This is a genomic window from Patescibacteria group bacterium (assembly GCA_040387855.1).
Lineage (GTDB): Bacteria > Patescibacteriota > Minisyncoccia > Phycocordibacterales > JAKAEA01 > JAZKCY01.
Genome location: JAZKCY010000001.1, coordinates 448,383 through 467,314, shown reverse-complemented (window position 1 = coordinate 467,314; position 18,932 = coordinate 448,383). Strand labels below are relative to the sequence as shown.

Below are 18,932 nucleotides of genomic sequence, written 5' to 3'. Positions count from 1 at the left end.
AAAGCAGCCCGGAGGGGCTGTTTTTTGTTTTTGACTTTTTACAAATATTGTGTTATTTTCCACCTTGGTTCGGCACTTGCCGATATGTCACTCCCAAAAAGAAAGTGCAAGCATCCTATGTCTGAACAAGTGTTCCCCCCAGCGTTGTTGGATTTCTACAACCAGAGGATCGGGCCCATCCTCAACCTGCTGATCTCGTGCACCTACCCGCTCGAGCTGATTCAGCGGCGATTCGATTCCCACCGCCTGACGATCAGCAGGTGCTACGGAAGGCCCATCGACCTCAAGGTGATAGCCGTTGACCATCCGGCCTATGCTGGTGATCAGAAGATGATCAGCATGTCCAACACAGCACGAAACGGAATCCCCATCATCGATTTGTACATGCCTGCCCTTGAACGACAGTATGCAATCAGGCAGAAGTTGGATGGGATCAACTGTGATGCAATGTGGCAATCAGTGATCGTCATGGGTGTGCTTCATGAGCTCGATCATCTCGCAAACGGCTGGACCGATTGCGCACCCGGCGACATCCCAGCTCTCATCGAGTACGAGCGGCTGACCTGGGGAAAGACTTCCGAGTACGGAATGGTTCCGTGGGTCCAAAACTACGGACAAATTCTAAGTCCCTTGTGTCAGCGGTGGTACGATGCATGGATCGCTGCCGATCGAGATGTCGATCATCCATCCTGGGTGACCTTCGTTACGAGCAAGTACGGCGGAGTAAAGCATGCGCCACGATAGTTCACCACAGCACAGTCCTACGATGTAGGAGTGTGCTTTTTTATTTGACTAATAATTGTCTCTGCAATACTCTACCAATCAGAAGAGTGTTGTGGGCAACGTGTTCACTCATCTTCCCCGAGAGGGTCCTTAGAGATAAGGAGTACGATGCACAGCAAGATGAACGGCAAACAGCTGATGAGTGTCATGATCGATGGTTCTAACGCCCTCGACATCATGAAGTACCGGATCGGCTCAACGTCAAAGATACTCATGGGGCTACTCCTAGAGCTTCCAGGAACCGAGCGTTGCAGCTACAAATACACGACAGGCACTCTGTACTGGTCTGTGTATTTCGAACCTGGAGCTAGGTACGCAGCAATCAGCTGCCACCACGGAGCAAACGAGTTGTTCTTAACGTCGACAAAGAACAACAATCCAACTATCGCGCGTGAGTATGTGGAGTTGGTGTTCACACACTTGCCTCAGATGCTCGAAGCAGTGGCACGCGATATCCCAGAGCTCTTAAAGAAGCTGGAGCCATTCGAAGCAGCTGCCGCATGGAATCTGACGTAGTTTAGAATGACATTGTTCGTTGCCTTCTCGGTAACGAACATTTTTTATTGCAAACAAAAAACCACCGACATCACTCAGTGGTTTTTTGTATAGTGTAGATAAATGTAATTATGCTTGTGCGCCTGCTGCTCCAGTGTCTTTCGGTGCGCGCTTTGCAAACTTTGTAAACACAGCTCCAACTTTTTTGAACATTCCGAATGGTAGAGGGAGTCTTGTTGGTTGTGTTGCTGAACTTTCGATTCCAGTGTGTCCGAAATAAATCTTTTCACTTGCAACAATCTGTTCTACTTCAAGCTTTCGTGCTTTAAGCTGATCTCGTGATGCTGCAAACAAAGGATCGATTTCTACAACTGATTCTGGGTGTACTTCTACTCCCAATTCCTTAAGCCATCGCTGTGCTCGGGCTACCTGATGCTGTCGTGAGGTAAGTGGTGAATCATTTCCTTCTGCATTCTTCACTGGACTAAATTCTTCTGCTCGATCTGTTTCGTAGACCAAAGCATTTTGTGCCAATGGAAGTGCGTCGAAAATAAATTGTTCAAGCTTTACTGCATTTGGCTTTTCTGGCTTCACGAGTGCTCCTGAAGCATCGAGGAAAGCAACTTTCTTTTCTGCTCGGTGCCATGGAAGCTTGAGGTTTCCATCTGATGTAAGTCGTTCGATAAATTTTACTGAGAGAGCATGAATAGCAATTGATCCTGCATTGAATTTAAGTGATCCATCTGAGTTAGTTGTCTTTGCAAGTTCTTCTGGCATATCAGAATATTCAATAACCTGTACTTTGCCATCAGCAACTACGAAGTTACCTACCTTTTCTGTTGCACTTACCTTAGGCACAACTTTACTACTCATTTCACTGTCGGTAAGAGCGTGCATTCCCAAGAATCGGTAATCAATAGCATGCACCATTGGGTTGTCTACCTGGAAGTATGATAGGTGTTCGATACCTCGTTTCTGCATATCAGCTAGTGCTCCACTTACGCGAAGTGCTTTAAGAGACCCTCCGTGTCCGTCTGGACTTAGAGCAAGACTATCTTTCTCTGCGAGCAAAAGCTTACCAGTTGTCATATCAAATGCAGGCATCATTCCTTGTTCGAAGAAGAATATATCAGATTTGTTGTAACCGAAATATTTGTTTTCAACGAAGAATTTTTCTGTTGCTGTTCGGTTGATATCACTTGTCATGATATACCAAGGGATAGTCTTTCCTGCTTCCTTTGAATATGAAAGAAGCTGTTCCGCAAATACCTGGAAAAGAGATTTGTTCTTCACTGGTGTAACACTATATTCTCCCTTTGGTCCATCGTATCCAAGTCGTGTTCCCTGTCCTCCTGCTACAAGGAATGCACCAACCTTTCCTTCTCGTACGAGTTCTCGTCCTGCCATTTCAGCTTTCTTGTAGAATGATCGCTGCTTAAGTGTTGGGTTTCGTGAGTATGTCTTAACAGCCTGAATATCCTTTGGCATTTCTACCATAGGTTTATTCACTACATAATCTTGTGCCAATGATGCAAGGTACGAAAGATCGAAATTTTTAAGTTGTTTTTCAAGCTTAGCCTGTGGCTGTATTGCTCCTATTAAATCGTTGGTAGTAATTACTTTCATGTATATGCTGTTAGTGTATAACAGAATAAATGACGCATAAGTCGGCCATAAATTACAGGCCCAGCCATATTTAAATAGATAAGGTATAAAGATCTCTTAAAGAATAGATTAAGCTTACATTAAGCCACTATAATGCTAGCGCTCGTTTCTTCATAATTCACTTAGTTCCGAGCTTTTCAATGACCTTAAAATGAGCTTCAGAAAGTGGCATTACCGACAATCTACTACCCCGTTGAGCTAGAGCTATGCCCTCTAGTTCTGGTCGGATCTTTATCTCAGAAAGGCTTATTGGATTCTTAAACTTTGAGACAAACTGCACGTCTACACATTGCCACTGATGCTTTTCTAGTGTGGATTTTGGATCATAATGATCGTCTTTAGGATCAAATTGGGTTTCATCAGGATGAGGCTTGCTTACCACTTTTACTACACCGAATACCCCAGTAGGCTCAGAGCTTGAATGATAGAAGAGACATAAATCCCCTATCTTCATACTATCGCGCATAAAATTCCGAGCCTGATAATTGCGAATACCTACCCATGCAGTTTTCTTGTCTTTCTGCATGTCATCGATTGAGTAGCAATCGGCTTCTGATTTTAGGATCCAGTAGTTCATGAAATAAGAGTACTACAAAATCTGACAACACAAAACCCCGCACTCTTTCGAGTACGGGGTTTTGTTTGAGTAATCAAGAATGATTACTTATCCCAACATGGAGCAGATGCTGACCATGGCTGGAGTCCTTGCTTCTCATAAAGATACTTAGCATATGCTAGGTTACCTTCAAGAGTGTGGAGATCGAGACCAAGTTTGTCTGCAGTCTTTCCGTGGAAGTAATCGTTGATTTGCATAACACCTAGGTCATCATCAACCATCATTCCTCGTAATACTTCTCCGTCCTTACCATGCTGTCGAAATCGAGATTCACATCGTGCAACTTCGGCGAGAATAGGTGTCTCTTCAAAGTATGCTCGAACGTATGTTTCAACAGAAGTAGTTGCTGCAGCTGACTTACTCTGTGAATTCTTTTGTGAAAGAATCTGAGCAGATGCTGCTTCAACGATAGGAGTGTTTTCAACGGCATTGGTAGCAATTGCTGTACCGTTCACTCCAGTGACTGAAGAAAGAAGAATTGCCAAACTAGCAGTTAAATTTAAAATAAGCCTGTTTTTTAGTTACTAGACACCATATAACCTTGGGAACCGAATGGTGTTACTGATAGTTGATCTTAGATAGTACATGAGACTCCGACAGAATCTCACTTAAGTACCGATCTAGAACCAAAAACCAATAAATTAAAAAACCAGAACTAATGTCTGATTTGATACTAGTATAGCATATATACCCAAAAAGTCAAGGATTTTGAGCATGTTTTAGTTGTATACATGTATCAAAAAATGGCCTTTTAGAGCCATATTATTTGAGCAAACTGAGCAAAAAGCTCATCAGGTATTTTTAAGCGTTTTCAGCTGTTTTTTGAGCTCCGAAACAGAACACTATTTTAGGTCGGGATATACCTCTAAAATTGCACTTTTTAGCTTAGTTTTGGCTTCTTCTATGGTTCCTTCTACTCGTCCACCAGCAGCAGCCTTGTGTCCCCCTCCTCCCATCGCAGTCATAATCTTAGAAACATCCCACACATCCCCATCTCTGCTTCTACTGCTTATCTTTACAACACCAGGTTCGGTTTCTATCATTGAAATCCCAACATTCCACCCCACAACAGACTTCAAATTGTTGGCAACATCAAGTCCTGCTATATCATCTGGCTTTGCATCTATCTTTTGGATATCTTCATAGCTTAGTGATGATACAGCAATTGAATTTGAGAACCAGGTTTCAATAGATGAATACAGTAGACCCTGAGCTTGGAGTCGTCCTGGAGTATTATTATTCATCATGGTAAAAATCATACTATTAAACTCAGGAGCTTTATCAGCTAAAGCAGCTGCAATGTGCATAGTGCGAGGCGATGTTGTGGGATACACAAATCCGCCAGTATCTGAGTACATTCCGGCATACAAGCATAGTGCTATATCATGAGTAATCTCTATTCCCCATTCTTTAAATAGTTCAAACACTATTTCACAGGTAGAAGGATAGGTAGCATCTACGAGATTAATCTTTGCAAAGCCTTTATTTGAGATATGGTGATCAATAACTATAGTTTGAAGACTTTCTGGGAATTCTACATTTTTAATCTTAGAAATCTGATTGATCCCTCCAGTATCGAGTATTAAATAAAGATCAAATTGTGTAAGATCTAGTTCAAATATATTTTTAAGAACTACTGAATCGTAGCCAGGTAAGCTCGATAAATATTTTGGAAGATCAGAATCACCTTTAATTAGGGTGACTGATTTTCCCATTGCCTGCAAAGCAAATTTCATTGCTAAAGTGCTTCCCATGCTATCGGCATCGGGACCTGGATGACAATGCATTATTATATTCTGAGTTTTCTGTATTTCCTTTAAAATATCCTGAGCGAGTCCCTGTGAAAATGGTTGGATCATATATTAGTCTTTTTTATCTCTATCCTTTTCTCTTTCCCTATCTCTACTTAATATAGTTTCATAGATTTCTGGATGATAGCCTGAAATAGCTCGTCCGTCGATTTCCACAACAGGAGTATCGTTCTGATTACTAATTTCCAGCATTTTAATCTCGGCGTTTTTATCGTGAGTTATGTCTATTTCTATGAATTCTATACCTGCGTCTCTAAAAAAGTTTTTAGTGAGCTCACACATTTTGCAGTCGTGAGATGTGTAAATGTATACCTGATGGTGTCGTTTCATTGTGGAACTCTATCTGAGTATTAGTGGGCCTTCTTAATAAACCGGCTTATAGCTTTATCTACTTTATCAAAATGAATACCAACTTTTGGATACCTGAGTTTGATATGATCAATTTTAGTATACAACCACAAAGAAGCAAAGGAGATAATATAAACACCTAAGGCAATAAAAACAAAGCCCGGGATAAGTGGGAGGATCAAGCCAAGAAGACCAATTCCTATGAATAGCCATCCGCCTATATGTAATGCTGTTTTGTGTGCAATTCTTTTCATCTAACTATTTTGCTACTTGCAATTCTTTGCAAGCTTATATCCAAAACGTTCTGCTTCTTCCTTGGATTGAAACCAAATTTTGTTCTTTTCAGACAACTTTTTAGCACCGGCGCATGTAGGTTTATAATAACTTTTCCCACCACGCGAGGCAACGAACAACCCTTTATCTATACTACTCATTGTTGACGTAGAAGTAACATATTTCATACCGAGTTCAGCATTATTCTGAGGTTCTTGAGTTTTTTTTGGGTATTCTATAGTTATTTGTTCCCTATTTTTGTATATCTGATACACTTTCCAAGCACCAATTGTGCCTGATATAAGCAACACAGCTATGATTGGTAAAAAAGCCTGAGAGACAAGAGTTTTAAGGCTAATCTTGTGTTTTTCTAGACTATCAGGTATAATCATGACCACATTTAATTATCAACAAACGGTAGTAATTACGAACTATGGCAACCAAAAAAGCCGGCGGATCAGCCAAAAACCTTAACGATTCAAATCCAAAGTACCTTGGAGTAAAGGCAAACCATCTAGAAACTGTAGGTGTAGGACATATCATTGTCCGACAGCGTGGTACAGAAGTTATCCCAGGAAAGAACGTTGGATTGGGTAAGGATCACACAATCTTCGCTCTTAAAGACGGAGTTGTAGAATTCAAAAATAAGCGAAAGCAAAACTTTGACGGTTCTACTTCTACTAGAAAGATTGTAAACGTTAAGTAATAAAGAAATCATAAAAAAACCTTCAGAATATTCTGAAGGTTTTTTTATTGCTTATTTCTAGCTTTAGATTATTGAGCTGAGATCACGAGCTTAAACTTTGCTGACTTCTCTCCGATCTTCACAGCCACAGTGTGTTCTCCCACTTCCTTGAATGGCTTTTCAATATCAATGTATTCTGCAGGAATATCGAGATGTCCTTGCTTCTTAAGTTCTGCAACAATCTCTTCTTTATTTACTCCCTTAAAAAGATGTCCCTTTTCATTAGCATTCTCCTTGATTTCAAGAGTAATACCATCAAGAGCCTTAAGATTCTTCATAAGAAGATCTTCCTGGATCTTTCGTTCTGCAGCATCCAAAGTCTTCCAATTATCAAGTTTCTTGGTATTTGAAGGATTTGAAACTTCAGCCATCTTATTAGGGATAAGAAAGTTTAATGCATAGCCGTCTGCAACGTCCTTTACTTCAAACTTTTTACCTACTTTCTTTACATCTTTTAAAAGAATAACTTTCATGTGTGTCGTTGGTTATAATGTGATTGTTTCCGAATACTACAATATTATTTGGCTAAAAGCAATTCTACCGCCTTATTGAGCTGTGCATCTATTTTCTTCTCAATATCGGCATCTGTTACTTTCACTTCTACATCAGGTTTAAGGCCTTGTTCTGAAATAGTGTTGCCTTTTGGAGTAAGCCATCGAGCAATAGTGATCTTTAATGATGTATCAGGATTAAGGTTAACAAGCTCTTGCACTGAACCTTTTCCGAAGGTCTTTGTTCCTACAAGTTTTCCTACCCCGTTCTCTTGCAATGCACCTGCGAGAATTTCCGAAGCTGATGCAGAACCACCATCTACAAGAACAACAACCTTAAGATTATTATTAAATATATTGTATCCCTTACTCTTATATACTATCTTTTCTGAATTAGATCCCTTATCTTCTTGTACTACAATTTTATCTGCAGGTAAGAACCAACTTGCCATATCAATAGCAGCATCGAGATATCCTCCTGGATTTCCTCTAAGGTCGATAATCAGCTTATTATTTTTAGATTTTACAAACTGCTCAAGAGCTCCTCTAAAGAGATTTGCTGAGTTACTTGTAAAGCTATAGAGCTTAATTACATAAATACCATCTGATCGAAGCTCTGTATCAAGCGTTGGGATTTCAATTCGATCTCGAACGATTTTTACTTCTCGTGGCTGTGAATCATTTGTTCCAAGCAATGTAAGAGTTACCGTAGTTCCCTTCTTTCCTTTAATAAGACTTACGGCTTCATCAGCACTCATATTAGTTGAAACAGTATTGTCGATTTTAAGAATTTTATCTCCTGCTTTTACCCCTGCTTTAAAGGCTGGAGTGTTTTTAAGAGGTGCAATAACAGTAAGAATATCATCTCGAGTTCCTACTTCCATTCCTACACCTTCAAAGTTACCACTGATTTCAGCTTGAAAATCTTTGTTTTCTTGTGGAGGAAAAAACGTGGTGTATGGATCGCCCAAAGATTCTGCTAGCCCTTTAATGGCTCCATACACTTTATCTTCATCTGTTATAGCTTTGCTGCTTGTGCCATGAGTCTCCACAAATTTTTCATTGAGGTGATCCCATGCTCTCCAAAACAATGAGAAGTCAACATTCTCAGGCTGACCACTATCCTTATTTACAATATTTGGCGCAACGTTTGTGCCAGCAAAGGTACTATTTACTGCACCATATCGAGCACCAATTACAAAAGCACTTCCAATAAGTCCAACACCTAGCACTGCAACTAATATATTTTTACTAAGATTTTTTCCAAAAGATGACATATGGGAAAAGTATCTCAAATAACCCCATGTTTGTAAACCAAAGATAATCGCGATATTATTCTGGTATGAAGCTCACCAATACCCTTACTGGAAAAAAAGAAGAATTTATTCCCATTACTGCCGGAAAAGTAGGAATGTACAACTGTGGACCTACTGTCTACGATTTTGTACACATTGGAAACCTACGAGCTTTTCTCCTTGCTGATATGTTGCGACGAACATTTGAATTTAATGGACTAGCTGTAACACAAGTTATTAATATTACTGATATAGGACACTTAAGTGGCGATGGAGACGATGGCGATGACAAAATGACTAAGGGTTTAAAGCGTGAAGGCAAACCACTCACATTAGAAGCAATGAAAGAGCTTGCCGACTTTTATACAGAACGATTCAAAGAAAACTTAGTTTCTCTCAATGTACAACTTCCCCATCATATGCCTAAAGCAAGTGAACATATTGCTGAAGACATAGAGTTTATAAAAAATCTTGAAGTAAAAGGCATTGCTTATACAATTTCAGACGGAGTTTATTTTGATACCTCAAAAGATCCTCATTATGGAAAGCTCGGAGGTATCAGCACTGATGATAGTCATGCCAGAGTTGAATCAAATTCTGAAAAGAAAAACTTTAAAGATTTTGCTCTTTGGAAATTTAATGCTGAATTAGGATATGAAAGTGTTTGGGGTAAAGGATTTCCTGGATGGCATATTGAATGTTCTGCAATGTCTAAAAAATATTTAGGCGATCATTTTGATGTTCACACTGGAGGAATAGATCTATCTACTATTCATCATAATAATGAAATCGCACAGTCTGAATGTGAATCAGGTCATGACTTCGTAAATGTGTGGCTTCATAATGCATTCGTAAATATAGAAGGTGGCAAGATGGCAAAATCTCAAGGAAACTTTTTGCGACTCCAAAGTATTGTTGATAAAGGTATATCCCCCCTAGCCTATCGTTATTGGCTCCTTACTGCTCACTACCGAACTCCCGTCAACTTTACATGGGAAGCACTCGAAGCTGCACAAAATGCGTACAGCAAGCTTGTAGAGCATATGAGAGAGCTTCCAGACGATGGTGGGATCATTCATCTTGAATATATAAAGAACTTTACTGAGCTCATAAATGATGATTTAGATACACCAAAAGCTATTGCACTTATGTGGTTCTTTATTAAAGACCCTCATGTATCACCTGCTGATAAAAAAATAACTATACTTAAATTTGATGAAGTATTTGGATTAGGCTTTGCTAATATTAAGAAAATAGAAATAGAAATTCCAGAAGAAGTACAAAAACTTGTAGATGAACGTGCGCAAGCTCGACAGAATAAAGACTTTGCAAAATCAGATGAGCTTCGAAATGCGATTGCCGAGCTAGGATTTATTGTAAAAGATACTGACAAAGGCCAGCAAGTATTTCCTAATTCTTAATATACAGAGCAATCCCCAGCTTGAGCACATCTTATCTACTTTTCAAGTGCACATGAATTTTGGGGTATGTTAAAATGCCTTTATGGCCGAATTCAAAAAATTTAGTAAATATCCTCCTAAGGAAGAAAAGAAGACTCCGTATCTACGAGTCCCTCCACAAAGTATCGACGCCGAAATGGCACTCCTTGGTTCTATCATGCTCCGTCCTGATGTGATGCATGAAATTTTGGACTTCATTAAAGAAGATTCATTCTATTCTCAAAAGCATCGCATTGTGTACAAACACATGAATGAGTTGTTTACGAAATCAACTCCCATTGACTTGCTTTCTCTTTCTGCAGTTCTTCGTGATCAAGGTGTGTTGGATAACGTAGGTGGAGCTACATTTCTCACCGAGCTTGTAAACATGGTGCCATCAGCATCAAACGTAAAGCACTATGCTGAAATTGTGCAGAAAAAGCATTTGATGAGAAAGCTCATTGAAAGTGCTGAAGATATTTCTAGTCTTGGATACGATGAAACAATAGATATCGAGCAGATGCTTGATACTGCTGAAAAGAAAATTTTTGAAGTTACCAACTTCTCAAGTTCTCAGCGGTTTATCCAGCTTAATGAAACACTTAGTGAAGCCTGGGACCGACTCGATAAGCTCAGTAAAAACACTGAGGAAATGCGCGGTGTACCAACAGGCTTTAAAGATTTGGATAACAAACTCGCAGGATTCCAAAAATCAGATCTCATCATTCTCGCCGCTCGACCATCTATGGGTAAAACTTCGTTCGCCCTCGATATCGCTCGACAAGCTGCTGTGATGCACAATGTGCCCGTAGGTATTTTTTCTCTTGAAATGAGTTCACAACAATTGGTAGACCGTCTTCTTGCCGCAGAATCACGTGTGGACTCTTGGAAACTCCGAACCGGTAAAAATATTGTTGAACAAGACTTTGAAGCAATGCGAGGTGCTATCGATCGATTGGCAAAAGCTCCAATCTTTATTGATGACCAGCCTGCAAACAACATTTTGAAAATGCGATCTGTTGCTCGACGACTCAAAGCCGATAAAGGTTTGGGTATGATTATTGTGGACTACTTGCAGCTCATGGCTCCCACAAATGCAGGCAAAAACGACAACGTGGTGCAACAGGTTACAGAAATTTCTCGATCGCTCAAGCAACTGGCGCGAGAAATGGAAGTACCAGTGATTGCCCTTTCACAGCTTTCTCGAGCCGTGGAACAACGAGGAGGACGTCCACGACTATCCGACCTTCGAGACTCAGGTTCTATCGAACAGGACGCCGACGTGGTTATGTTTATTCACCGAGAAGATAAGCAAAACAAAGCTGAAGGTGCTCGACAAAACATTGCCGAAATTCTTATTGAAAAGCATCGAAACGGTCCAACAGGTCTTATCGAATTGTACTTCGATGATAAGAAGACGACCTTCCTTTCTATTGATGCATCAAATCGAGGTGATGTGGGTGGTAGCGGTGGTGGTGATGATGATTTCTAATTCCTATTATGAACAGCATCCAGAAACTCACGGAGTATTTTTCTGATTTCCCAGGGATTGGTCCTCGCCAAGCTCGACGTTTTGTCTACCATCTCCTCACCCGCAATCCTGAATATCTGCAGCAGTTGAGTAGAATGATTGTAGATTTAAAAAGAGATATAAGAATCTGTAGTTCGTGCTTTAGATTTTTTCAAGATCAACATACTCCGGCAACACTCTGTGATATTTGCTGCAGTCCTTCACGCGACCGAAGTATTCTTATGATCGTGAGCCGAGATGTGGATTTAGAGAATATAGAAAAAACTCGATCTTTCTCAGGTCTTTATTTTGTATTAGGAGGTGCAGTACCAATTCTTGAAAAAAATCCTGAAACTCGTATACGTCAACGAGAACTTTTAAGTATGTATGAAACTCGTGCCCAGTCTGGTGAGCTCAAAGAAGTTATTATGGCATTGAATGCCACTGCAGAAGGCGAAAATACTATTGATTACTTAGAAAATTTGTTAAAACCTCAAGCACTTGAGCATTCTATTAAAATCTCACACTTAGGCCGAGGAATTTCAACAGGTACAGAATTAGAATACTCAGATTCAGATACTATCAAAAACGCTTTAAATAATCGGAAATAAAAATTGCCACAGAGGTTCGATTGCTCGAACGCTCCGTGGCGCTTCGTTTGGCGTTATGAATCGTCAATGACGATTTGTAGATCCTGCCGCCGCGCGACATGGTTCTGGTAGTTCTGCTGCTGCTGCTCAATGCTGTGTAGCACCTCTCGAGCAGCCGCAACTTCCGCCGCAGACGAATTCTCGTCATTGATGATGGACTGGAGACTCAGCTCATTGAGCCGCTCGTGCTGGTACTCTCGTACCAACCTTTGTTTGTCTGATCCAGTCATTGGTTGAGGGGAAGACACCATTCCGAACACTCCGAGAAAGAACAAAAGAACACTTCGTGCATTTCGCAACGACAGCGTACTATTTTACACGTTTATATGAAAAAGTCAATATATAGCTCAACAAAAAACCGCTCTACAGCGGCCTTTTGTTAATTAGATTGATGAGATTTTTACTTTAAAGAATGGCTGTCGATGGCCGTTTTTCTTGAAGTATCGACTCTTCTGCTTGTATTTAATAACTGTTACTTTCTGTGCTCGTCCAATTTGTACAAGCTCCCCTACAACCTTTGCTCCGCCAATAAATGGTGAACCAAACTTTGTGTCAGAACCAGAATCAGTGAGGAGTACGTCGTTAAAAGTAATCGTATCACCCGCCTTAAAATCACCAATGAGCTTCTCAATGGTAATAGTGTCTCCGGCTGAGACTTTATATTGCTTACCGCCGGTTTGAATTACTGCAAATTCCATAGTGATACTATTGTACTTATTTTCAATAAAAACGCAAGTATTGATCTTGAATCAATTAAAGAGCAAGATTTATCACGCTTGACTCATTATGTAAAATATGATATAATCAACAATAGTCAGTTCACAATGATTTTCTCGTTCTCACACATTTATGGGAGTTTGCAATGAGTCAGGAGCATCAGAATTTGATGGCGATGACCGTCGGCTTGGCCTTTATGGCGTTTCTGCTAGTTCTAGCAGCAATTGCTACAAGAGCCATGCTCAAACCGGCTGAGGAAACCGAGTCAAAAGCAAGCCAGCCGAGCACTCTGATGATGAGAATGCGCCCCGCTATCTCGAAGATGATGAAAGCCCTATATGGCACATTCTTTGTCTTCACAGCTCTGCATGTCTTCATTCCATGGATAGTCGGTCAGTACGACTATCAGTGGGAGATGTTCATCCGCACATCAGGCCACTACGGCCTCATGCTCGGATTCCTCACGTTAGGAACCTTCCTCGGAGGATTCCCGCGTGGAGACGATATGAAGATCGTGAGCTTAGTTGGAAAGATGATGTTGGTGGCAGGACTCGTCGTCCCGCTTACCCTACTCACCAGCGTCATCGGCACTCAGGTCATTTTGACATCCGTACAAGTTAGGGTACTCGTGATCGGAGCTGTGGCTATCCTATTCTTCACAGTCCTCGCCTTGTGCGCCAGGCGCTCGATGGAAAAAGCCTAAGAAGAGAAGAAACCTAGTAAGTTCAACGCACTACATCGTTCTTTCGTTTCAATAAACAACCTTTTACAAAAGAAAGGAATAGAGGCCACACATTAGATTGTGTGGGCCTTTTCGTATATGGGAATGGCACTATTGACTCATCTATAGATTTATGTTAGTTTCACAAACGGATTTGTAATGTCCCTATGGTTTCGGAAGCCCCATTTGTGGGGAGAAGGTATCGTTTATGCGTACGCGAATGTACGTTGCGGCGTTGGTGCTCGGCCTGTCGTTCCTGTTGGGTTGCAACGGCAACCAGAACGACGGGCTCGAGCGGTTCGAGCAGATCAAGACCGAGAAGTCGACTGGCGGCGGAGTGCATGAGCACACCGACCCCACCGTCGCGCCGAAGAAGGCCGACGAACCGCGGAAGCCGGATGAGGTGTTCAAAGGGGCCCCTCACCCGTCCGTCGTGCTGACGACCCGTCTGTGGTCTCAGTACTACGGGGCAAACGGATCGGTCTACCACACCGATCCGGTGCTGCAGTCCGACGTGTTCGTGACGTTCCCTAACGGCGTCTACATCGATCTCTGGCACTCCGCCGGGCTCGACGACGCCAACCTCAACTCCAATTTCGGGGACGAGGTCGACTACACCCTCGGGTGGGTCGGCAAAGTACGTGACGTCAACGTGAACGTTGGCGTGTCGTACTTCGATCTCGCCGCCCCCCGGCTTCTAAGCGGGACCAAGGGCGACTTGATCTACATGTACGGCGAGCTGAGCCTAGATCTCGATCTGGGCAACGGCCACACGATCAAGCCCTTCCTGAAGCCCGAGGCCTACCTGTCCGCGAACGCGACCAACGAAGGGTTCGAGGGCCAGGTCCAGGTGGGGGTCAACCACATCTGGCAGGTCAACGAGAGCGTCAGCTTTCAGCACCGGCTCGCGGTGCTAGCTGACCCTGGCTTCTACGGATTCGATTCGGGCCTCATGCTGTTCTACAGCGGCGGGGTCGCGTGGAAGCTCTCCGACAGCATCACGCTGGATCTCCCCGTGTGGAAGATGGGCACGCCCATCACCAGCATGTCGGACTCGAGGGAGTTCGACGGTGCAATCGGCGTCGGCCTCACCATCAAGCTCTGGTAACCCATCAAGAGCAAGATATTGTACAAACAAAATGGGATAGCGCTACACTTTGGTGTACGCTTTTTTTATTCCTCCATTTCTGGCTTATCGAGTGTAAGAGCTTCTATCTGAAGCGACTCACCTGAAATTCTTAAGATATCTTTATCTATCTTTTTAAATTCTTTATGAGAATTATTAAAGTGACTTACGACAGTTCCCAATGCATTTCCCATCTTTCCATGATATTCCTCGTATGTCTTTAAATGCTTTTGAAGCTCACCCACATTTTTAATAATACCCTTTACTGATTCTTCAATCTGAAGTGCTTTCAATCCTTGCAATACTGTCTGTAAATATGCCAAAAAGCTTGTTGGGGAAACTATAATTACGTGATACTTACTTGCTGCTCTCTGGATTAAATTTTCAGATTCTTCTTTTAATACACCAATTCTATTTGTGAGCAAATCATAGTAGATAGCTTCATGAGGAATAAACATGAATGCAAAATCCATAGTTCCTTCTTTGGGCTGAATATATTTTGAGGTTTCTTCTATTCTTTTCTTCAAATCACTCACAAATACTTTTTCAAGCCTATCTCGTTCTAATTCATCTTTTGTTTCAACCAATCTATTATAGTTTTCAAGTGAAAACTTAGAATCTACTGGGATTACTTTGTCTTTCACAAACACCGCAGCATCGACAATAGTGCCATCCGTAAAGCCATATTGCATTTGAAAGCTTCCTGGTGGCAACACGTTCTTTAAAAGAGTCTCTAAATAATATTCACCTAAAATCCCTCGTTGTTTTGGATTTTTCAATATATCTGACAAACTTTGAAGTTGATCCGCAAAGGAAACTACTTGTCTATTGGTTTCATCGAGCTTTGTGAGTCCTGAAGTCACATTCTGAATTAGTTTTGAAGATTCAGTAAATTGCATACGCACGGATTCATTCATCATTTTGCCAGATTCAGTAATTTTAAAGTCCATAGTGCGAGACAAATCGCTCATTTTGCCGTCTACAGTCCTGTTTAATTCATTAATTTGCTCGAGCAATAGTTTTACTCCAATATCTTCTTTTGGTTCATCCTGCCGTTTCATTAAATTCAAAATAACAGCAACCATTGCCCCCAAAATTGCAGTTAATACAATAATTAAAACTATAAGAATCGTAGTCATAAAAATAGTATAACATACGTTGACTAGCCTCAGATTTATGAGTATATTCCTGGAGGACACAGTGTCAGAACGATAAACCCGTGCAGGAGAACTGAACCAATGTCAAAGTATCTCATCGTCATGAGATGTGGTCAGGCTGAATTCCAGCCTGATGTTCGGAAGTATGGGGTGTGGCAGCGCGATGCTCCGCTTACCAACCCTGGTCGACTTAAGATGATGCGTGCTGCACAAGGACTCAAGCTTTGGGGCTGTATCACAGAAGTTCATTGTTCCACCTACCCTCGGGCAGTTGATTCGATGGAGATTCTGGTGCACACACTTGGGCTTAAGGTCGGTGCAGTACGTACCCCAAACGAGAGCTTAGATCCTTGTGACCCCGACGAATGGGATCACGAGTACGCCACGTGGCTGGGTGACAGACCGATGCTCACCGCTCCAATGCTTACTCCAACTGATCTTCGGAGAATGTGGCCGAGGCTCATCGACAACTGCATCTTGCGAGTACACGAGGGATCAAAGAAGGTTGTGGAAGGCTTGGGCTTAGAAGAAACAGCCCTGTTGGTCAGTCACAACCCCCTCGTGAGCTTCGCTGAACACGCATGGAGCGAGATGCCGTTTCGGGCACTCATTGGTTGCGGCGAATCAGTGATACTCGAGTTCACCGACGACCACCAATTCGCCAGTTCCACATTCATTCCGATCGTCTAGCACGACGGTTTTTTTATACACACATTGATTTGACTTATACACAGAGCATGTCATAATGCATGTCGCCCTAGTTCACCATATCTTTTGGAGCACTACCTTTGGACTGTCCAATTCCCCGCTGGAAGCTTAACCTACTCCGGTTACTGATGATTGCATGTATAACCGGTTTCGTTGCCCTTCTAGCGAACTCACGAGCCGATCGTATGGAACGAGAAGCTCACACCCCTCAGAAAAGTGAGAGGTAACACCACAAAGCCCGCCGCTCGTGTTAACGATCGGTTTTTTTATACTAGTTTTTTATCTCAAACTAAACCCATGATATAATTGCTCTGTGAAAAAATATTTATTTATTGCACTTTTAGTGCTCGCATTAGGAGGGGCTACATTATTTGGAAGTTATAAATATTCAACAAATCGCGACACAAACAATTCTGATAAAAAAATTATTGAGAATTTACAGGCATCAACCACAGATCTTCAGGCCCGTCTCGATCGATCTGAAAAAGAAAAGCTTGATTTGGTAAATGCATTAAATGAAGCAGCAAGTAAAAACACAGCATTTGCTACCCAGCTTAATGCGGTAACTCAAAAAGCGGATAAGCTTGAATGGCTTCGACAGCTTGATACGCAACTCCTCGCTAAATATTCAAAAGTATTTTTCTTGAACGAAAATTATGAACCAGCAGATATTGCTCCTATTGATACAAAATATCTCACCGATCAAAAACGAACCTATCAAGTAGGGATTCTCTATCAAGTGCTTCCCTTTCTCCAAAAGATGCTCACAGATGCTGAGCAAGCAGATGTAACAATTAAAGTTGCGTCTGCCTACCGATCTTTTGATGAGCAAAAATCTTTGAAATCTAGTTACACTGTCCGATACGGATCTGGAGCAAATGCATTTTCTGCAGATCAAGGATACTCAGAACATCAACTAGGAACCACACTGGATTTTACGAGTCCAAAAGTAAACGGCGGTTTAGTAACTAGTTTTGATAAGACAGATGCTTTTACCTGGATGAAAGAAAATGCTCACAAATATGGATTCACACTTTCATATCCTCCCAACAATAAGTTCTACGTGTACGAACCATGGCACTGGCGCTTTGTAGGAATAGAATTGGCTACTAAATTAAAGACAGAAAATAAATCTTTCTACGATCTCGATCAACGAGAAATCGATACATATTTGGGAAATATGTTTAATAAGTAATTGTGTTTGAATTAAAACTACTTCTTTAAATCAAGCTTTAGAGCAGTATCCCGAATTTCACTATTTAGTGATTCAATTCCTGTCATATAACCACCAATAATAGTACCTTCTTCTTCAGAAATATTCTGTAAATCAATTCCTTCACAGTAGTCCATAAATTCAATAAGTACATTACCCTGTTTTCTATTGAGATCAATAAGAGAAAGTATAATAGTGATATTTTTTAGCGCTAATTGCTGTTGTTCACTCTTAGATTGCTTATTGTATTCTTCACGGAGTTCAATTGTTGCTACAGCAAGATTTTCAAGTCTTTCATTTCGGCGATTCATAGCATCACGTATACGTTCAATTTCAACAAGATTAGGATTTTGACTTTGAATAAATGCTGTATATGCTGTCCCAGCATCTGTATTCGCGTTTGCAAATTCTTTATCTAACTTATTTTGATTCTTCCACATTCCCATAATTCTGCCTGCTTCATATGTGCCCAATGCAACCATAATAATTATAATAGCTGGCAGAATAATTTTGTGAGCGATTCTGTGATTTTTTCGATTGAGAGGAGCCGATAATGCAAAAATAAAATACCCACCAAATAAAATCTGAGAAACAATTAAAATCCAATCACTTCGCAGAGAGCCAAGTATTACAGCACCCACAGTGTAAATAATCACAGTATACTTGAGCAATTTTGAAACATCTTTATGTCTAAAAATCTCAACTACAACGAATACAAATATAATATTAATAATTAAATCAAACGTAACAAGAATATTAATAAGCGTTAATCCCGCTAAGTAATCGTTTAGTATAAATGAACTTACAGATGAAATGATTTCAACTATCATTACATAGCCCAATATTCTATTTCTCTTTATTTTTAGTTGTTCCTTATCTTCTATAGAAGATAGTTCAGGAACAGGTATAATCACACCTTTTTCTTCTAATTCTCTCTCTTTAAAATAATTCACTATTAAGAAAATCCCAAAACAAATCCACAATGAATAGGTAACAATAGTAGCTACATTTATATGAACTGATTCACTTGTCGGATTGCTTAGTTTTAAAGCTGTAGCAAGCAGAAACACAATGACAATAAGTAGCCCAATAACTCCCGTCCAGTGATATCGTTTCATATATTTATTTTTAAGTATTTCACATATTACAACTTAATCTGAATATGTCAA

23 protein-coding genes are annotated in these 18,932 nt (G+C 40.9%); 10 read left to right on the top strand and 13 right to left on the bottom strand.

Going from position 1 to position 18,932, the window contains the following annotated elements; all coding sequences use genetic code 11:
• The first annotated feature begins 117 nt into the window (after positions 1–117).
• Together V4519_02605 and V4519_02600 are read left to right on the top strand one after the other, a co-directional pair.
• Positions 118–744: a hypothetical protein gene (locus V4519_02605; GenBank protein ID MES2436877.1), complete on the top strand. Its 627-nt coding sequence runs from the start codon at positions 118–120 to the stop codon at positions 742–744.
• A 159-nt stretch (positions 745–903) separates the two neighbouring features.
• Positions 904–1,299: a hypothetical protein gene (locus V4519_02600; GenBank protein MES2436876.1), complete on the top strand. Its 396-nt coding sequence runs from the start codon at positions 904–906 to the stop codon at positions 1,297–1,299.
• 108 nt (positions 1,300–1,407) lie between these two features.
• Here V4519_02600 and V4519_02595 read toward each other — a convergent pair whose 3' ends face one another.
• The 7 genes from V4519_02595 to V4519_02565 form a co-directional block, all read right to left on the bottom strand.
• Positions 1,408–2,904 carry a UDPGP type 1 family protein gene (locus V4519_02595; GenBank protein ID MES2436875.1) on the bottom strand — a complete coding sequence of 499 codons (1,497 nt, stop codon included), beginning with the start codon at positions 2,902–2,904 and terminating at the stop codon, positions 1,408–1,410.
• Between the two features lie 157 nt (positions 2,905–3,061).
• Positions 3,062–3,520, bottom strand: a complete 459-nt coding sequence (locus tag V4519_02590; GenBank protein MES2436874.1) for an EVE domain-containing protein — start codon at positions 3,518–3,520, stop codon at positions 3,062–3,064.
• Between the two features lie 83 nt (positions 3,521–3,603).
• Positions 3,604–4,044 (bottom strand): hypothetical protein, encoded by a 441-nt coding sequence (locus tag V4519_02585; protein ID MES2436873.1) that lies wholly within the window; start codon positions 4,042–4,044, stop codon positions 3,604–3,606.
• Positions 4,045–4,401: 357 nt separating this feature from the next.
• Positions 4,402–5,418 carry a DHH family phosphoesterase gene (locus tag V4519_02580; GenBank protein ID MES2436872.1) on the bottom strand — a complete coding sequence of 339 codons (1,017 nt, stop codon included), beginning with the start codon at positions 5,416–5,418 and terminating at the stop codon, positions 4,402–4,404.
• Between the two features lie 3 nt (positions 5,419–5,421).
• Positions 5,422–5,700, bottom strand: a complete 279-nt coding sequence (locus V4519_02575) for a glutaredoxin domain-containing protein (protein MES2436871.1) — start codon at positions 5,698–5,700, stop codon at positions 5,422–5,424.
• A 20-nt stretch (positions 5,701–5,720) separates the two neighbouring features.
• A complete protein-coding gene (locus tag V4519_02570) occupies positions 5,721–5,972 on the bottom strand; it encodes a hypothetical protein (protein ID MES2436870.1) in 252 nt (83 codons plus the stop codon).
• A gap of 12 nt (positions 5,973–5,984) precedes the next feature.
• Positions 5,985–6,383 (bottom strand): hypothetical protein, encoded by a 399-nt coding sequence (locus V4519_02565; protein MES2436869.1) that lies wholly within the window; start codon positions 6,381–6,383, stop codon positions 5,985–5,987.
• A gap of 41 nt (positions 6,384–6,424) precedes the next feature.
• On the opposite strand from V4519_02565, the gene rpmA reads away from it, so the two are divergent.
• Positions 6,425–6,697 (top strand): 50S ribosomal protein L27, encoded by a 273-nt coding sequence (gene rpmA, locus V4519_02560; protein MES2436868.1) that lies wholly within the window; start codon positions 6,425–6,427, stop codon positions 6,695–6,697.
• Between the two features lie 68 nt (positions 6,698–6,765).
• Here rpmA and rplI read toward each other — a convergent pair whose 3' ends face one another.
• Positions 6,766–7,209: a 50S ribosomal protein L9 gene (gene rplI / locus V4519_02555; protein MES2436867.1), complete on the bottom strand. Its 444-nt coding sequence runs from the start codon at positions 7,207–7,209 to the stop codon at positions 6,766–6,768.
• Between the two features lie 44 nt (positions 7,210–7,253).
• The gene (locus V4519_02550; GenBank protein MES2436866.1) at positions 7,254–8,504 is read right to left on the bottom strand and encodes a S41 family peptidase; all 1,251 of its coding nucleotides are present in this window, start codon (positions 8,502–8,504) and stop codon (positions 7,254–7,256) included.
• Between the two features lie 65 nt (positions 8,505–8,569).
• Between V4519_02550 and cysS the strand changes: the two genes are divergently transcribed.
• The 3 genes from cysS to V4519_02535 all read left to right on the top strand — a co-directional run bounded on the left by cysS (position 8,570) and on the right by V4519_02535 (position 12,082).
• A complete protein-coding gene (gene cysS, locus V4519_02545) occupies positions 8,570–9,943 on the top strand; it encodes a cysteine--tRNA ligase (protein ID MES2436865.1) in 1,374 nt (457 codons plus the stop codon).
• Between the two features lie 82 nt (positions 9,944–10,025).
• The gene (gene dnaB, locus V4519_02540; protein ID MES2436864.1) at positions 10,026–11,453 is read left to right on the top strand and encodes a replicative DNA helicase; all 1,428 of its coding nucleotides are present in this window, start codon (positions 10,026–10,028) and stop codon (positions 11,451–11,453) included.
• Positions 11,454–11,461: 8 nt separating this feature from the next.
• The gene (locus V4519_02535) at positions 11,462–12,082 is read left to right on the top strand and encodes a toprim domain-containing protein (protein ID MES2436863.1); all 621 of its coding nucleotides are present in this window, start codon (positions 11,462–11,464) and stop codon (positions 12,080–12,082) included.
• Between the two features lie 53 nt (positions 12,083–12,135).
• Here the strand turns inward: V4519_02535 and V4519_02530 are convergent, their stop codons facing one another.
• Positions 12,136–12,351 carry a hypothetical protein gene (locus V4519_02530; GenBank protein ID MES2436862.1) on the bottom strand — a complete coding sequence of 72 codons (216 nt, stop codon included), beginning with the start codon at positions 12,349–12,351 and terminating at the stop codon, positions 12,136–12,138.
• A 153-nt stretch (positions 12,352–12,504) separates the two neighbouring features.
• On the bottom strand, positions 12,505–12,819 hold the full coding sequence (rplU, locus tag V4519_02525) for a 50S ribosomal protein L21 (protein ID MES2436861.1): 315 nt from the start codon (positions 12,817–12,819) through the stop codon (positions 12,505–12,507).
• A 164-nt stretch (positions 12,820–12,983) separates the two neighbouring features.
• Between rplU and V4519_02520 the strand changes: the two genes are divergently transcribed.
• Together V4519_02520 and V4519_02515 are read left to right on the top strand one after the other, a co-directional pair.
• Complete coding sequence (locus V4519_02520) at positions 12,984–13,541, top strand: hypothetical protein (protein ID MES2436860.1); 558 nt, start codon at positions 12,984–12,986, stop codon at positions 13,539–13,541.
• Between the two features lie 226 nt (positions 13,542–13,767).
• Complete coding sequence (locus V4519_02515; GenBank protein ID MES2436859.1) at positions 13,768–14,667, top strand: hypothetical protein; 900 nt, start codon at positions 13,768–13,770, stop codon at positions 14,665–14,667.
• A gap of 65 nt (positions 14,668–14,732) precedes the next feature.
• Here the strand turns inward: V4519_02515 and V4519_02510 are convergent, their stop codons facing one another.
• A complete protein-coding gene (locus tag V4519_02510) occupies positions 14,733–15,824 on the bottom strand; it encodes a DNA recombination protein RmuC (protein MES2436858.1) in 1,092 nt (363 codons plus the stop codon).
• Between the two features lie 99 nt (positions 15,825–15,923).
• Between V4519_02510 and V4519_02505 the strand changes: the two genes are divergently transcribed.
• Together V4519_02505 and V4519_02500 are read left to right on the top strand one after the other, a co-directional pair.
• On the top strand, positions 15,924–16,532 hold the full coding sequence (locus tag V4519_02505; GenBank protein ID MES2436857.1) for a phosphoglycerate mutase family protein: 609 nt from the start codon (positions 15,924–15,926) through the stop codon (positions 16,530–16,532).
• A gap of 331 nt (positions 16,533–16,863) precedes the next feature.
• Positions 16,864–17,745, top strand: coding sequence for a M15 family metallopeptidase (locus tag V4519_02500; GenBank protein ID MES2436856.1), 882 nt, complete (start codon positions 16,864–16,866; stop codon positions 17,743–17,745).
• A gap of 17 nt (positions 17,746–17,762) precedes the next feature.
• On the opposite strand, the gene V4519_02495 is transcribed toward V4519_02500, so the two are convergent.
• Entirely contained in the window at positions 17,763–18,881 is a 1,119-nt protein-coding gene (locus tag V4519_02495) for a hypothetical protein (protein MES2436855.1), read from the bottom strand.
• Positions 18,882–18,932 lie beyond the last annotated feature (51 nt).

Bases quoted from the DNA above. Each gene is read 5' to 3' on its own strand.
- V4519_02605 (MES2436877.1), top strand. From the start codon at position 118: ATGTCTGAACAAGTGTTCCCCCCAGCGTTGTTGGATTTCTACAACCAG.
- V4519_02600 (MES2436876.1), top strand. From the start codon at position 904: ATGAACGGCAAACAGCTGATGAGTGTCATGATCGATGGTTCTAACGCC.
- V4519_02595 (MES2436875.1), bottom strand. From the start codon at position 2,904: ATGAAAGTAATTACTACCAACGATTTAATAGGAGCAATACAGCCACAG.
- V4519_02590 (MES2436874.1), bottom strand. From the start codon at position 3,520: ATGAACTACTGGATCCTAAAATCAGAAGCCGATTGCTACTCAATCGAT.
- V4519_02580 (MES2436872.1), bottom strand. From the start codon at position 5,418: ATGATCCAACCATTTTCACAGGGACTCGCTCAGGATATTTTAAAGGAA.
- V4519_02575 (MES2436871.1), bottom strand. From the start codon at position 5,700: ATGAAACGACACCATCAGGTATACATTTACACATCTCACGACTGCAAA.
- V4519_02570 (MES2436870.1), bottom strand. From the start codon at position 5,972: ATGAAAAGAATTGCACACAAAACAGCATTACATATAGGCGGATGGCTA.
- V4519_02565 (MES2436869.1), bottom strand. From the start codon at position 6,383: ATGATTATACCTGATAGTCTAGAAAAACACAAGATTAGCCTTAAAACT.
- rpmA (MES2436868.1), top strand. From the start codon at position 6,425: ATGGCAACCAAAAAAGCCGGCGGATCAGCCAAAAACCTTAACGATTCA.
- rplI (MES2436867.1), bottom strand. From the start codon at position 7,209: ATGAAAGTTATTCTTTTAAAAGATGTAAAGAAAGTAGGTAAAAAGTTT.
- V4519_02550 (MES2436866.1), bottom strand. From the start codon at position 8,504: ATGTCATCTTTTGGAAAAAATCTTAGTAAAAATATATTAGTTGCAGTG.
- cysS (MES2436865.1), top strand. From the start codon at position 8,570: ATGAAGCTCACCAATACCCTTACTGGAAAAAAAGAAGAATTTATTCCC.
- dnaB (MES2436864.1), top strand. From the start codon at position 10,026: ATGGCCGAATTCAAAAAATTTAGTAAATATCCTCCTAAGGAAGAAAAG.
- V4519_02535 (MES2436863.1), top strand. From the start codon at position 11,462: ATGAACAGCATCCAGAAACTCACGGAGTATTTTTCTGATTTCCCAGGG.
- V4519_02530 (MES2436862.1), bottom strand. From the start codon at position 12,351: ATGACTGGATCAGACAAACAAAGGTTGGTACGAGAGTACCAGCACGAG.
- rplU (MES2436861.1), bottom strand. From the start codon at position 12,819: ATGGAATTTGCAGTAATTCAAACCGGCGGTAAGCAATATAAAGTCTCA.
- V4519_02520 (MES2436860.1), top strand. From the start codon at position 12,984: ATGAGTCAGGAGCATCAGAATTTGATGGCGATGACCGTCGGCTTGGCC.
- V4519_02515 (MES2436859.1), top strand. From the start codon at position 13,768: ATGCGTACGCGAATGTACGTTGCGGCGTTGGTGCTCGGCCTGTCGTTC.
- V4519_02510 (MES2436858.1), bottom strand. From the start codon at position 15,824: ATGACTACGATTCTTATAGTTTTAATTATTGTATTAACTGCAATTTTG.
- V4519_02505 (MES2436857.1), top strand. From the start codon at position 15,924: ATGTCAAAGTATCTCATCGTCATGAGATGTGGTCAGGCTGAATTCCAG.
- V4519_02495 (MES2436855.1), bottom strand. From the start codon at position 18,881: ATGAAACGATATCACTGGACGGGAGTTATTGGGCTACTTATTGTCATT.